12 protein-coding genes are annotated in these 14,105 nt (G+C 43.9%); 7 read left to right on the top strand and 5 right to left on the bottom strand.

All coding sequences use genetic code 11. The features are described 5' to 3' along the window. The first annotated feature begins 436 nt into the window (after positions 1-436). Both QUB08_RS00785 and QUB08_RS00780 read left to right on the top strand, forming a co-directional pair. The gene (locus tag QUB08_RS00785; RefSeq protein WP_333222609.1) at positions 437-1,015 is read left to right on the top strand and encodes a hypothetical protein; all 579 of its coding nucleotides are present in this window, start codon (positions 437-439) and stop codon (positions 1,013-1,015) included. Continuing rightward, positions 1,009-3,552 carry a protein kinase domain-containing protein gene (locus tag QUB08_RS00780; RefSeq protein WP_333222606.1) on the top strand — a complete coding sequence of 848 codons (2,544 nt, stop codon included), beginning with the start codon at positions 1,009-1,011 and terminating at the stop codon, positions 3,550-3,552. The genes QUB08_RS00785 and QUB08_RS00780 overlap by 7 nt, the downstream gene beginning before the upstream one ends. Before the next feature lie 14 nt (positions 3,553-3,566). On the opposite strand, the gene QUB08_RS00775 is transcribed toward QUB08_RS00780, so the two are convergent. Beyond that, positions 3,567-4,979 carry a hypothetical protein gene (locus tag QUB08_RS00775; protein WP_333222604.1) on the bottom strand — a complete coding sequence of 471 codons (1,413 nt, stop codon included), beginning with the start codon at positions 4,977-4,979 and terminating at the stop codon, positions 3,567-3,569. A 183-nt stretch (positions 4,980-5,162) separates the two neighbouring features. Here QUB08_RS00775 and QUB08_RS00770 point away from each other — a divergent pair, with 183 nt between their 5' ends. Next, positions 5,163-6,188 (top strand): hypothetical protein, encoded by a 1,026-nt coding sequence (locus tag QUB08_RS00770; protein ID WP_333222602.1) that lies wholly within the window; start codon positions 5,163-5,165, stop codon positions 6,186-6,188. Positions 6,189-6,348: 160 nt separating this feature from the next. Here the strand turns inward: QUB08_RS00770 and QUB08_RS00765 are convergent, their stop codons facing one another. Further along, the gene (locus QUB08_RS00765; protein ID WP_190735279.1) at positions 6,349-6,672 is read right to left on the bottom strand and encodes a TMEM14 family protein; all 324 of its coding nucleotides are present in this window, start codon (positions 6,670-6,672) and stop codon (positions 6,349-6,351) included. 126 nt (positions 6,673-6,798) lie between these two features. Here QUB08_RS00765 and QUB08_RS00760 point away from each other — a divergent pair, with 126 nt between their 5' ends. From QUB08_RS00760 to QUB08_RS00745, 4 genes are all read left to right on the top strand, one after another. Next, positions 6,799-8,103 (top strand): ATP-binding protein, encoded by a 1,305-nt coding sequence (locus QUB08_RS00760; protein ID WP_333222600.1) that lies wholly within the window; start codon positions 6,799-6,801, stop codon positions 8,101-8,103. Positions 8,104-8,341: 238 nt separating this feature from the next. Continuing rightward, positions 8,342-8,788: a tellurite resistance TerB family protein gene (locus QUB08_RS00755; protein WP_015178926.1), complete on the top strand. Its 447-nt coding sequence runs from the start codon at positions 8,342-8,344 to the stop codon at positions 8,786-8,788. 153 nt (positions 8,789-8,941) lie between these two features. Continuing rightward, positions 8,942-9,355, top strand: a complete 414-nt coding sequence (locus QUB08_RS00750) for a thioesterase family protein (RefSeq protein ID WP_333222597.1) — start codon at positions 8,942-8,944, stop codon at positions 9,353-9,355. A gap of 89 nt (positions 9,356-9,444) precedes the next feature. Further along, positions 9,445-10,416 (top strand): putative 2-dehydropantoate 2-reductase, encoded by a 972-nt coding sequence (locus QUB08_RS00745; protein WP_333222595.1) that lies wholly within the window; start codon positions 9,445-9,447, stop codon positions 10,414-10,416. A 122-nt stretch (positions 10,417-10,538) separates the two neighbouring features. On the opposite strand, the gene QUB08_RS00740 is transcribed toward QUB08_RS00745, so the two are convergent. The 3 genes from QUB08_RS00740 to menH all read right to left on the bottom strand — a co-directional run bounded on the left by QUB08_RS00740 (position 10,539) and on the right by menH (position 14,043). Next, positions 10,539-11,957, bottom strand: coding sequence for a 2-succinylbenzoate--CoA ligase (locus tag QUB08_RS00740; RefSeq protein ID WP_333222593.1), 1,419 nt, complete (start codon positions 11,955-11,957; stop codon positions 10,539-10,541). 140 nt (positions 11,958-12,097) lie between these two features. Then, positions 12,098-13,231: an o-succinylbenzoate synthase gene (locus QUB08_RS00735; RefSeq protein ID WP_333222591.1), complete on the bottom strand. Its 1,134-nt coding sequence runs from the start codon at positions 13,229-13,231 to the stop codon at positions 12,098-12,100. A gap of 11 nt (positions 13,232-13,242) precedes the next feature. Next, on the bottom strand, positions 13,243-14,043 hold the full coding sequence (gene menH / locus QUB08_RS00730) for a 2-succinyl-6-hydroxy-2,4-cyclohexadiene-1-carboxylate synthase (RefSeq protein ID WP_333222589.1): 801 nt from the start codon (positions 14,041-14,043) through the stop codon (positions 13,243-13,245). Positions 14,044-14,105 lie beyond the last annotated feature (62 nt).

Here is a 14,105-nt window from a genome sequence, read left to right as displayed (position 1 = left end):
CTAAAATCTAAAATCGATTGACCGAAAGCATCCAGGATACAAGCCCCCGGATTCATCCGTGGGGTCAATGCTTCAATCTAAAATCTAAAATCTAAAATCTAAAATCGATTGACCGAAAGCATCCAGGATACAAGCCCCCGGATTCATCCGTGGGGTCAATGCTTCAATTCTAAAATCTAAAATCTAAAATCTAAAATCGATTGACCGCCTCCTTTGCTATAATTTGTGAGCATCTTTCGGCTCGCCCGCAGCGAGGGGCAAGACCCCTCACCCAGACAGCGACCGAAAAGCCGAGGATAGATATCAGTTTTCAGAGGAGATTGCAATGGGCGAATTTGTGACAGTCGATGTGTTGGCGAACACGATAGCGGTACTCGGCGCTTTGGGTTTTTTCTTTTTGGGATATCAAGCTTTGCAGATGTTGAAAAAATAAAGTATGTCAGAACTGAGATGTTGCACCATTGTCAAGAACGGGCAAGATGCCCGTTCCACAAAGAATGAGTTTTCTTGTGGAACAGGCATCTTGCCTGTTCCTAAACAATTAATTGAGAATGGTGCAATATCTCAGTCAGAAGTCAGAAGTCAGAAGTCATATCAATTCCGGTTACACCGGAATGATGGGGACTGGGGAGTGGTCCGTGGGGAGTGGGGGAATGTGGAATTGCGCGACCTTGACTTTATCATTCCCATGCAACCGGAAACAATATCAGAAGGAAAGAAGGAAGAGGGAAGAAGGAAGAGGGAAGAAGGAAGAGAGAAAGAAAGAAGAAGGAAAGAAGTCAGAAGGAAAGAAAGAAGAAGGAAAGAAACAACTATTCAGAATACCAAATGCCCAGTTTTGCCCATGCCCAATGCCCAGTTTTGCCCATGCCCAGTTTTGCCCATGCCCAATGTCCTGTTTTGCCAATACCCAGGAACACCTAATTTACCTGAAAAAGTCTATACCACTGACTCAACATTGCGACTGTTTCTTGCGAAAATCAACAAAAAAAAGGCTGGGTTATTATCATGGTGAGCCAACTTTTAGATGGACGCTATCAAATCATTGAAGTCATAGAAACAGGAGAATTTGGGCAAACCTATCTGGCCAAAGATATTCGCCGTCCCGGAGAACCGCAGTGCTTTGTCAAGCACCTGCGTCCCGGTACGACCGAACCGAAATTAATTAATACTACGCGCCGTCTTTTCCAAAAAGAAGCAGAAGTTCTAGAAAGGCTAGGTCAACACGACCAAATTCCTCAGCTATTCGCTTATTTTGAAGAAAACGAAGAATTTTTCTTAGTTGAATCCTTTGTTGCCGGTCACTCGCTATCAACCGAGATTGTACCGGGCAAGCCTCTAACTGAAGAAAAAATGATTCCTTTGCTGAAGGAACTGTTAGAAATTTTAGTGTTTGTACACGGACAGGGAGTAATTCACCGAGATATTAAACCAGGGAATTTAATCCGCCGCTATTCAGACAACAAGTTAGTTTTGATCGACTTTGGCTCGGTGAAAGAAATTCACATCGCTCAAAGACAAGCGCCGGTAACGGTGCGGATTGGCACTCTGGAATATATGCCGATCGAACAATTTCAATACAACCCGCAACTCAACAGCGATATCTACGCTTTGGGAATGATTGGCATCCAAGCAATGACGGGTTTGCCGGCTTACGATTTGCCGAAATTGCGGGATTTGAAAAATTCTAATAAAGGCGAAATTGTTTGGCGGCATTTAGCCACCTGTTCCCAAGCGCTGGCTGATGTTTTAGATAATATGGTGCGCTACGATTTTCGGGAGAGGTACCAGTCGGCGGCGGAAGCTTTAGCCGATTTGAGGAAAATTGGCGATCGCTCGCGGGCGCGGATTCCCAAGCTAACAATATATCGCGAAGAAGTCGATCGGCGTAGCAGCAGCCGGGGTGATATTACCGTCGTCGGTCGGAGAATATTAGATGAACTGCGCGTCAGTTTGGAATTGCTGCCAGAAGAAGCAGAGGCGATCGAAGATGAGGTATTGAACCCTTACCGGAAATACAGGCAAAAAGGCGAACGCTACGAACAATCACTGCAAGAAGCAATGCAGCAAGAATATCCCTTTTCTGTGGAAACTCGCGACGAGTTAAAACGCTTGCAGCAAGTTTTAGGGCTTACCGACGAAGATGCCGCGAAAATCGAAGAATTAGTCATTCCTAAATCTTTATTTGCTAAATTGTACAAGGCGATATCCACAGTTTTGGAGGGACACCGCAACCCCAATCTGCCACCAGCGAGTAGCGCCCCTCACCTCGAATTGCAGGCAAGTCCGGCGGTATCCCCGCAGGTAAATCTGAACGGAAAAACCGATTTTTCGTTAGCGCAGCCCGCCCCTACGGGGGCTACGCCAACGGAGAGGATCGCCAGCCCAGCAGCACTTGTCCCCAAAGAAACTCGCAAATTCAATCCTTATCTCGCCGGGGCAACTATTGCGGCTATCTTAGCTGCGATCGGCGGAATTTACGGATATCTCAAATGGCAAGAATGGCAGCAGCTAGCCCAGAAAGAATCCCAACAGCTCAATCAAATTGAAGCTCTTTATACAGCCAGCAATTATGAAGGCTGCATCAGCCAAATACCAACAATTGCCGACACTTCCAGCACCTATGCGTCAGCTCAGGAGTTACAAGAACAGTGCCAAGCAGGTCTGCGTTGGAAGAACGCCAAAGTCAAAAATTTCGCTCAGCATTCCGATGCAGTTGGGTCTGTTGCTTTCAGTCCAGACGGCTTAATGTTGGCCAGCGGTTCTAAAGACAAAACCATCCAAATTTGGGATTTAGCTACAGGCAAGTCGATCCGCACTTTTCCAGGAGATTCCTCCACTATTTGGTCGGTTGCTTTTGACTCAAACGGTACGAAACTGGCGACTGGCACCGGTTTTTGGCGAGTCATGCTGTGGGATTTGAAAACAGGGCAAGTGATTCGCAGTCTCGACCACACTGCTTCTGTTTGGTCTGTCGCTCTCAGTCCCGACGGACAGCTTGTGGCTAGCGGCAGCGGAGACAAAACCACAAAGATTTCGGATGCAGCAACTGGTCGTTTGATTCAGAGTTTTCCAGACCATACAGATTTTGTTTATTCTGTTGCTTTCACTCCAGATGGAAAAAGTTTGGTTAGCGCTTCTAAGGATAAAAAAATTACAGTTGTTGATGTCACAACAGGGGCGTTGCTCAAAACTATTGAGGGACATGGCGACGCGGTGAGGTCGGTTGCTGTTAGCCCGGACGGCAAGACAATTGTTAGCGGTTCCTACGATGAAAGTATTAAAATTTGGAATATCGAAACAGGCGATTTAATTCGCTCTATCAAGGGACATTCTGACGATATTGTCTCGGTTGCTATCAGCCCGGACGGGAAGTTTATTGCCAGCGGGAGCAAGGATAAAACTATTAAAATTTGGGATTTTGCTACCGGAGAATTGCTGAATACTTTGACGGGACATTCCGATGAGGTTTATGTGGTGACTTTTAGTCCCGATGGCAAAACTATTGCTAGCGGTTCTAAAGACAATACTATTAAGTTGTGGCTGAGATAATTGTCACCTGTCATTTAATTGCTATAATTCAGCTCGTTTTTTAAGGTTTGGGGAAAGTGCCAATAAGGCGTTTCTAATTCGTCCTCAGTTGGAGAATTTTCAGTTGAGTCCTCTCTGATTTGAAAAAAGTGGTAGAGGTTAGCGACAGTTAAATCGGATATTTCTTGCCAATTCGAGGCAGCTAAACCTTGATAGCCAGTAGCGATAGCCTGCTGGCTGACATAAAATTCGTATCTCCGGCGAATTTCCGGCGACACAGCGAAGGTTAGCTGGTCGCGCAAGGATAGAAAGTGAGACTTTTGCTTTAAACTTTCATAAAGTGAAGGTTCCGCAGCTAATACCGTGAATGTAGTGTACACGCTGCTTTTTAAACTCTCGCCGCTGAGTTTATCTAAACTAGCTAACTGGTGCTGCTCTTTTGGAGACAAAGTTTGCATCCAATCAACCTCATTTTGCCAAAATTCTATTACACTTAAATCATGACCGAGAATCCTAGTAACTTCGGGAAATAAAAAATCTAGTTCGGGTTCGGATTGACATCCTTTAACAACAGTTAGAAGATTTTGACAAATTTTTGATTGGAGTTCCAGCAGGCGATCGCTCACCATATCGTAGGCCCGCTGCAAGTGAAACGTGACGCCGATCGCCTGCTCGATCGCCCAGACACATTCCATTTGCCTGAGCTTTCCTGCAGAAGACAGCCCCTCCAACAAACTAGAATTATCATAAATTTTTAAAGCCTCAAACAGCATATCCCGCCCCCTATTAATTTCGGAATTCCGAAGTTTAAGATCGGGAACTGTCAGGGCTGACTGACAGCGTTTTATAGCTTTAGAAAAAATCTCGTAACCGTTAACCAATTTCTGGCGGTGCATTTCAAAACTAGAGTCGTGAGCCACCTTAAAAATCTGCTGGATCACCTCTACTCCCCTATCTTTGAGGATGTGTCTGAGATCGATAAATCCGTCTTTAATTTTTAGCTTTTGGTGCTTTGCCTCTTCTCGGATTTTTAATACTTGGTTGAGGTTTACTGCTGACAAAACTGTGCTCGATACAGTGCCAATACCAATGACAGCAGCAGTCGCTTGCATAACTGCCAAATTAATTTTCAGACAGTTAAGCATTCTGTATATTTTTTGAAACCCCTGATGAGTTTGAGCCACCTGCAACGGCGCCACTGTCACGTACACGGGAGCTACCAGCGGCTGTATGGGGCCACCTGCGGCTAACTGTGCGAGCAATCCTAGAACTCCGCGCGAGGAGCTAGTTCCAGTTGTTGATTGATAAAAGATTTTTGCAAGCTCCACAAACTCCCCTGTCACCGGATCTCTAGCGGCAGGGAGCAATTTTCCTGTTTTGGTAGTAGGCTGTACCAGTTTGCCAGTATTGAGTAGAGCCTGAGTTGCAGGGGTGAATAGATAATCCATGTTGTGACACCAGTTTTAAAAAAATGCAACTGTAGGCCCGTACTCCAAACCACGATAGTCACCAGTCATTCCCAATTCTTCAATTCTTTAATCTAAAATCTAAAATGGTATGACTCAGCTCGTATTCAAAAAGGCAGATGTTTTGTATTGTATGCTATTTAGGGGAACGAGGGATGAAAGGAAATGAATGAGTATCTCAAGGTATTCCAGGCTCTTACCCAGTTTAGCGATCGATTGTTGGCAGACGAATATCAATCCGTGGAGATTAAACAGTCAGCTACCCAACTCAGTTTAGATGTGGAACCTTGTATTGACGAAATTAAGCAATCTGCCATCAGACTCAAGGGGCTACTTCAGGTATGTTTCAAAGATGTATCTCAGGCTGAGGATGTCTGGAATAGCAAGCCGAGAATTGCGCGAGCATCTCCTGTTGATGTCTGGGAGCAAATTGGCGAACTAAGCGGATGCGATGTGAGAATTCGCAGTTTAGGAAAACAGGGCAAATCTGATGCTGTTGCTAAAGTTCGCCAATCTTGGAGCGACAAGGCGACCAAGTTAAAACATCAGTGGTTTTTGTGGGATAAAAACCCTCAAGTCTTTCAAAGAGATACTATTGGTTTTTTTGAAAAAGATAATTTGCACAAAGAGTTGCGGAATGAAGTTGATGCCCAAGCCGAGCGAGTGATGTTAATTATGGAGAATGAACTAAGTTTAATTTTTAAAGAATTACAATCTATTGATATAGAAAAGATTGAATTTTGTATTGAATGCTTCGACCTAAACAGTCAGTCGAAATTTAGAGAGCGACTGCAATCAATAGGCGGGGAGATTGTATCGAAGTTTACGGAGCCACTGAAATATTTGCCTGATTGTTATATGAAGACTTTTAAAGAAACGCTGAAACAACCTGTAGAAAGTTTGGTTCATAAAAGCAAGATGGGAATCAGTTTGGTCGATTTTGAAGAGTCCTGCAAAGGGATTGGACTCATCCTGGATAAGATGATTATAGCAATTTTTGAGGAGCGCATGAAACTGGCAACTCACACAGTGGAAAAAGCGATAAAGTTCTACAATAATTTTTTAGAGAAGCAGGCGCGGTATCAGCAAGAGGCGCCCCAACAGCGAGCGGCGGAAAAAGATTGGATCGAATACCAGCGGCAGCAACTCAGGGAAGTTCAGCAGTATATTGATGCAGTCATTAGTCATTAGTTATTGGTCATTAGTCATTAGTCATTAGTTATTGGTCACTGGTTATTGGTTATTGGTTAGTAGTTATTGGTTATTGGTTATTAGAACGAACAACTAACAATTAACAAATAACCACTGACCACTAAAAACAGTCAACAGTCAACAGTCAACAGTCAACAGATTATTGATATTGACCGCTGATTTCGTAAACTATCGCGCCCAAAGACGCTAAGCTAGCTAAAATTAGCATTCCGGCAGGCATGAATTTTTGAGTTTTAACAAGGCGCACAATAAAGACTATTACTAAAACAGCGGAGATGGCTGCTGCTAATGTTAAACCCCAACTTTGTCCCATGAGTTGTGCGGTGCCGGCAAAAATTAGCAGGGAACCGCTAATCAAGCCCGAAATGAGCGAGGCTTGGCTTTTGGCCTTGATATAACCCATGATGCCGCCAACCAGTGTTAAAATGCCGTAGCCGATCGCCGCTGCTGTACCTAAATTCATTTTTAATCCTCCCGATTTCACTCTTTGCATCTAAATTTATACAGCGCAGCCTGCAATTAATGTCACGAATTGTTAGAAAATTTATTAAAGCCAGTCAGGATATCTAACTGTTATACAATTGCCATTATGTCAGCCCTAACTTCTGGTGCGATCGCCCAAATCCGTTACCTCCAGCGCCTCGCAGCATCCCTGCTGCTGTATCAATCTGTTCTCAAAAGCCCTGCGGGTCAAGCTTTTCTCGACTTGCTGCAAGCCCTCCACCACAGCGAAGTCAGCGGTTTGGAATGTCAGGTAGCTTACGGGAACTGGTTCAAAGTTCAGGCTGCTAAAAATTTAAGCTGGAAAGATTCTCTGATTTCCGAAATTCTCAAAGACGAAAACCCCTTTTCACGCCGAGCACAGCAAACAGATTTTGCAAGTTTGCCCCCCGCTTTGGTGGAGGCAGCCCGACATGATTTAGAAGTGCTGCAAAATATTTACGAATGCAGCAGCGAACAGTTGAGCAAGTGGGTGCGGGTAGCGGGTCAACTTGACGCAGTGCCTCCGATTTGGCATTCAGAAACTGTAGCAGAACAGGAAGATTTGCCGCTGCACGGAAAACTGGAAAAATGGTCGAGCGCGGCGGAATCTTTGGCAGTTTATTACAGACAGTTTGGTACTGGTTTGTTTGCCGAATATCGCGCTTTTGCGTGGCGGGGAAGGCAGTTGGCGAGTATTTCGCATCCCGATGGCATAACTTTAAAAGAGTTGGTTTGCTGCGATTGGCAGCGGGATGCTCTGGTGAAAAATACGGAGTTTTTGCTGGCAGGTTATCCGGCTTTGCACGTCTTGCTGTACGGCAGCCGCGGTTCGGGTAAGTCTTCTTTGGTGAAGTCGCTATTAAATGAGTTTGGATCTCGCAATCTGCGCTTGATTGAAGTATCTAAATCGGATTTGCAAGATTTGCCGCTAATTGTCGAGCAGTTGCGGGGAGTTCCTCAAAAGTTTATTATTTTTGTGGATGACCTTTCCTTTGAGGAAGATGACGATGCTTTTAAAGCTCTGAAAGTTGTCTTGGAGGGGAATGTCACTGCTCGCTCTCAAAATGTGGTAGTTTACGCCACATCTAACAGACGGCATTTAATTCGAGAGTTTTTTGACGACAGACCTCGCCCCCGCGATGGAGATGAAGTTCACGCTTGGGATACTGTGCAGGAAAAACTTTCATTTAGCGATCGATTTGGCTTGACTTTAACTTTTGAACCGGCCGATCAAAACACTTATTTAACAATTGTCCGACATCTGGCAGAACTTGCTGAAATCAAACTCGCTGCTGATGATTTGGAACACCGCGCTAAAGAATGGGCAACTCGTCGCAACGGGCGATCGGGCAGGACTGCGCGGCAGTTTGTTGATTTCCTGAAAGCAGATTTAGCCCTGTTTGACAAGTAGATCGTCTGCGCTGGGAGGGCGGGTTTTACCTGAAATATGGGAAGGCAATTCATGAGCTGATTAAACCCGCCATTGCAGCGCCAAAGGGCGAAATAAAAATTCTTAAGTTTTTCATAATTTTATTGATAATAAATAACTAACAAAATTTGATATAATTATCAAAATCTCCCAAGAAACCTCCAGAGCCAGAACCCATCCTGACTCCATAAATCGACCACTAAATAATGAGGAAAATATCATGGGTTTATTTGATAAAGTATCGCAGACTCGCCAAGAAACAGAAGTAACGTTAGGGCCTGCCGAATCATTTGCGGCGATCGCCCTAATTGCCGTAGCAGCCGACGGTTACATCAATGACAGCGAAAGTAAAGCGATTAGCATGACGCTATCTCGGATGCAACTGTTCCGCAGTTATCCTGATGACGTGATGAGAAAAATGCTCGATCGCCTGCTGATGATTATGCAACGGCAAGGAGTTGAGGTACTGTTTAATGCCGCTTTAGCAACGCTTCCCGACGAACTTAAAGAAACAGTCTTTGCTGTGACAACTGATATCGCTTTAGCAGATGGCGAGGTTTCAGAAGAAGAAGAACAACTTTTGAACGATCTTTACAGTGCATTGGGGATTTCCGAAGATATTGCCCTCAAGATTATAGACGTGATGTTGATTAAGAACAAAGGTTAAGAAAGAAGGGGGAGGAGTGAGGAGGGCGAGTTTTACAATAGAAAAAATTAGTGCCTACTTACTTAGCTGACAACTTCTCCAAAAGTGCGGTTTTACCGATATGATGGTTGGTAAAAGTGCGATCTAATTTGCGATCGCCAGCTACTACCTCAAATGCCTTTCACTTACACCCGTACTGTTCGCTTTCAAGATACCGATGCTGCTGGAGTCGTTTACTTTGCTAACGTTTTGGCGATGTGCCACGAAGCTTACGAGGCATCTCTAGCAGCATCGGGAATCAATCTCAAAGCATTTTTCAGCAATCCCGAGGTTGCTTTTCCCATAATTCATGCTAGTGTAGATTTTTATCGCCCAATGTTTGCGGGCGATCGGCTGATAATTCAATTGACGCCTAAACAAGTTACTGGCGATGAATTTGAAATTGCCTATCAAGTATTTTCTGAGGAAGTTGCAGGAAGAAGCGCTGCTAAAGCTCTTACTAAGCACGTTTGCATTGATGCAGTTAGCCGAACTCGAAAACAGCTATCGGAAGACTTGATGGAGTGGATGAGGAAATTTGAGAGTTGATATCTGTGATTAGCTCTATCTTTAAATAATAGCAGGGTATGACAGTTAAATTTCTGTTTTGTTGATATTATTTCTGACTTTTTGATAGTATGTCAAATCGCAATTATGCCATTGTGGGCACGGGAGCTTTAGGCGGATTCTACGGTGCTAGACTGCAACAAGCAGGTTTAGAAGTCAATTTTTTGCTACGCAGCGATTACGATCACGTCAAAAAACACGGTTTGATTGTCGAGTCTCCCGAAGGCGACTTCACCCTCCCCCAAGTCCGCGCCTACCACGACGCGCACAAAATGCCTCAGTGCGACGTAGTAATTCTAGCGCTGAAAACAACTCAAAATCACTTGTTGCCTAAAATTTTGCCTCCTTTATTAAAGGATAACGGGGCGGTTTTAGTATTGCAAAACGGATTGAATGCCGAACCGGAAGTAGCTAAAATTGTTGGTGCAGAACGAGTGGTTGGCGGGCTGTGTTTTCTCTGCTCTTATAAAGTTGGGCCCGGTCATATCTGCCACTTAGATTACGGCACTATCACCCTGGGAGAATATGCCCAGGACTACAAAGCAATCGGTATTACTGATAGATTGCACCAAATTTCTAAGGATTTTAAACGTGCTCATATTCCTATTAAGATGAGCGAAGATTTGCTATTGTCAAGGTGGAAAAAGCTGGTTTGGAATATTCCTTATAACGGGCTGTCTGTAGTGTTGGATGCGAGAACTGACGAACTGATGACTAATCCTGATACTCTGATTTTAGTGGAGGAAATCATGGGGGAAGTGGTAGCGGGAGCCAAAAGTTGCGATCGCATTATTCCCGATGACTTTATCCCACAAATGCTTGAATACACTCAGAAAATGAAGCCTTACCGCACCAGCATGAAAATCGATTATGATGAATCGCGGCCCCTGGAAGTTGAGGCGATTTTTGGTAATCCGATACGGGTGGCGCAGCAAGCAGGTATTAAGTTGCCCCAAATAGAGGTACTTTACCGAATGTTGAAGTTTGTGGATTTTCAAAGACAAGAAGCGGAGAGGACGAGAAGGCTATTAGGTTTGTCGTAATTAGTCAGTTGACTGTTGACTGTTGACAGTTGACAGTTGACAGTTGACAGTTGACAGTTGACAGGAGTCGGAAATAAGCCTGAGAAATTCTGCCTTCTGCATTGATTGCGATCGCCTAATAATTATTGATATTTTATCGCCATTTCTTGCAATTGTTCTCGATTGACTTTGCCTTGAGAATTGCGCGGCAATTGTTCGACGACTACCCAATATTTCGGTCGCTTAAACTTGCTCAACTTATCTTCTATTGCCGCTTGCATATTTTTGACAGTAACTTCGGAATTAGCGGGAACGTAGATAGCCGTAACGACTTGACCCCAATCTTTGTCTGGCAAGCCAATTACAGCAATATCCGCAACTAAATTAGTCGATCGCAAAACGGCTTCGACTTCCGCCGGAAAAACATTTTCTCCGCCTGTGATAATTTTGTCGCTGCTGCGTCCGACGATATTTAAGTAGTTATTTTTATCAAAAAATCCCAAATCGTCTAATTGAAAGTATTGGTCATCGGCAAAATTTTTCGGATAATAACCCAACGCCAAAGATTTAGCATTTACCACAATATTTCCGATTTGATTGTCGCACAAAATCTCGCCATTGGTACTGCGAATAGTTATTTTAGCGTGCGGTAAAATCTCACCCGAACTGTTATTGCCAGCGAGAAAATCTTGGGGTTTTAGTGTAGCAATTTGCGAGGCAGTTTCGGTCATGCCGTAACTAGGCGCTAATTTAATTTGATAGTTTCTAGCTGTTTCTAAAAGTTCCGGCCAAGCGGGAGCACCGCCCAAAAGTACGGCACGAAAGCGTCCAAGCCAATTAGCTGTATCTGGATTTTGCAGCAGCCGTTGCAGTTGAGTTGGAACTAAAGAAATGAAAAATTCTTCGGACTCAATCTGACATATTTTACCATTTTCTAATTCTTTAAAGGGCTGAATAGCCAGTTTTCCTCCGGTAGTAAAGGAACGCATGAATTGCATTAAACCGCTGACGTGGTATAATGGTAAAACGCAAAATGAGTTGATTTGGTCAACTTGAAAATATTGTTGAAAACCTTGTACTGATGCGGTTAGCGTTTCCCAAGTGTGGATGGCAAAACGAATTTTTCCCGACGAACCGCCGGTGGGAATCATAATCTTATCAGCACCGTTTTTAGTCGGCGAATGGAATTCGCGGCTATACAAACGAAGTCCGCCTTCGCCGACTGGGATATGGGGAGTGATGGCAAGCGGGCATTGTCCCAAAATTAAGTCGGGTTGAACTAAATCAAAGACTTGTTGCCATTCTTGTTTTACCCAGTTGGGATTGCACAGAAAAATCGGGCATTTGGCGGCGCGGGCGGCGATGAAACTGGCCAGAAATTGCACGGGTTCTGGTTCGGCGATGCAAATTTTTGGGGGTGTTTTTTGTGCGGGATTTTGGGTGAATTGTTGAAATAGCCGATCGACAATTTGGGCAAATTCGCGACTGTCACAACCGATAAGCCAATTATCGGGCAAGCTAGCCGCGATATCCAGGATATTTACTGTTAGATTTGTTGCCATAGATGCTTTCACCAAGTTTCTCGATCCAAAACAATTACAGGAGTTACTCACTCCGACAAAGAAACCGGGTTTTTTACCGAATTTGTCGGCTGCAACGCGTCTTTTCGTAAAAAACCCGGTTTCTGAGCCCCAGGAGTAATCTAAAATCTAAAATCTAAAATCGAATGATTGTCGTCGAACCAGCAATCGGTGCCGAAGCCCTGTGCTCTCTTATTTACAGATAATTCGGTTGCTAAATTTAATGCTGCTTCTCGGCCGATTTCGGTTTCAAATACTGATGAAAAAACAGCGTCTATATTGTGAGTTTGACAAAATTTTCGCAGTTGAGATGGAGAACCAGCAATCGCAGGTTTAATGACGAAAATTCCCCGCCAGCCTTGGCTGTAGCACTCTTGGATGCGATCGAGGTTGGCGGCAGATTCATCAAGGGCGATCGGAGTTGCATAAATAGCATTCAATTCTACCATTTCCTGAAACTGTGTTACTGGCAGCGGCTGTTCCAAAAATTCAATGCTTGCGGAAAAGTCACTTGCTTTTACCTTGTCGCAAGCTTCCAGCCATGTTTTAGCCTGCGAGTAACTGAGTCCCCCGTTGGCATCTAACCGCAAAAATGCTTTTTCGCGATCGCACAAATTGTGCATTGCTTCGATTAGCTGCTGAAAAATCTTTAATTCTTGTTCAATTGCAGCCACCCCAATTTTCCATTTAAACGTGCGATATCCCTCTAACCAAAGTATTGGTAAAGCCTGCAAAGCTGTTTCTCCTGCTGGCAATAAACCGCTGAACCGATTTTTTTCTTCCTCATTCCCAGCCTCTATCGATTGTTGACTGCTTAATACTGAACCCGCAATCAATGTCGATTTTAGGCGAAGTCTAGATCCCCCTAAATCCCCCTTAATAAGGGGGACTTTGAGACTATTTCTTGTCCCCCCCTTAGTAGGGGCGGTGCCCCCGTGCCCGTCCTTGGTTAGGGGGGATCTAGAGTTTGATAGTGCCGACTCAAAGCCAAATTGACAAGCCGGCAATTCAGCCGAAATAGCAAAAATCATCTCTGATGAAATATTACCTGGCAACTGGCGACAAAAATCTAAAGATTGCTCAAAACTTTCGGAACCAAACCAACTCAAAGGCGCAATTTCTCCCCAACCAATTTGATTGTTTTCGTCCACAATTCGCAGGATAATTCCTTCGCGAATATCCCAAATGCCGTGACTTGTTTGCAGTGGACGCTTAAATTTTCGCTGATAAGTGCGAAACTGGAATTGATAAAGCATTGGTTTTTTAATTAATCATAAAATTCTCTCACAACTGATCCAAAATGATCAATATTTTCAAAATGAATATTGTGACCAGCTTTTGGTACAATTTCCAGACGGGCGGCTGGACACAAGCTGGCAATTTCGGTATTTATAGTTGTAAATTTATCATCATATTCTCCCGCTAGCAAGAGGATGGGGATTTGATTTTGTGCGATTTTTTCCCAGAGAGAGGGCTGGTTGCCGGTTCCCATGTTGCGGAGGGATTTGGCTAATTCTAAGGGATTGTTTGCTAAGCGGGTTTCTATGAGTTTGTCGAAGTTGGGAGAGTTTTTTAAAGATTTGAATAAAGGGCGATCGTACCAGTTGAATAAAAAATCTTTAATGTTGCTATTTTCCAGCTTTTGTGCTAGCTGTAAATCGGCTTCCCGGCGGTGCGATCGCTCTTTTTCTGTCTTCAATCCCGGAGAAGCTGACTCTACCACTACTTTCTCGAATCTTTCAGGAAAATGTAATGTCATGTAAAGTGCCAATCGCCCACCCATTGAATAGCCCAACAACAAACATTTGTCTATTTGTAAATCATCTAATAACTCTATCAATGCTTGGGCTGTATTTGATATATTGTAGCAACTTTCGTCGCCGCTGACTCTGGTTTTTCCGTGCCCCGGAAGGTCAACTGCTAGACAGCAATAACTGTTAGAAAGTAAGGGAATGACATTGCTAAAGTCTTGACTGCTGCCCGTGAATCCATGCAAAAATAGAATTGTCTGCTGATTATTGTTGCCCGTTAAGGAATAGTGAAAGTTATAGTTATTAACTTTGTCCATATACAAATATATGATTCAATATGAGGTACGGATTGCTGAATTAAAGAAGATTGTGAGAAGTC

Origin of the sequence: Microcoleus sp. BR0-C5 (assembly GCF_036705045.1) — a bacterium.
In the GTDB taxonomy this organism is placed as follows: Bacteria; Cyanobacteriota; Cyanobacteriia; order Cyanobacteriales; family Microcoleaceae; genus Microcoleus.
The sequence above is the reverse complement of the archived record's forward strand: the minus strand, read 5'-3'. Positions and strand labels throughout refer to the sequence as shown.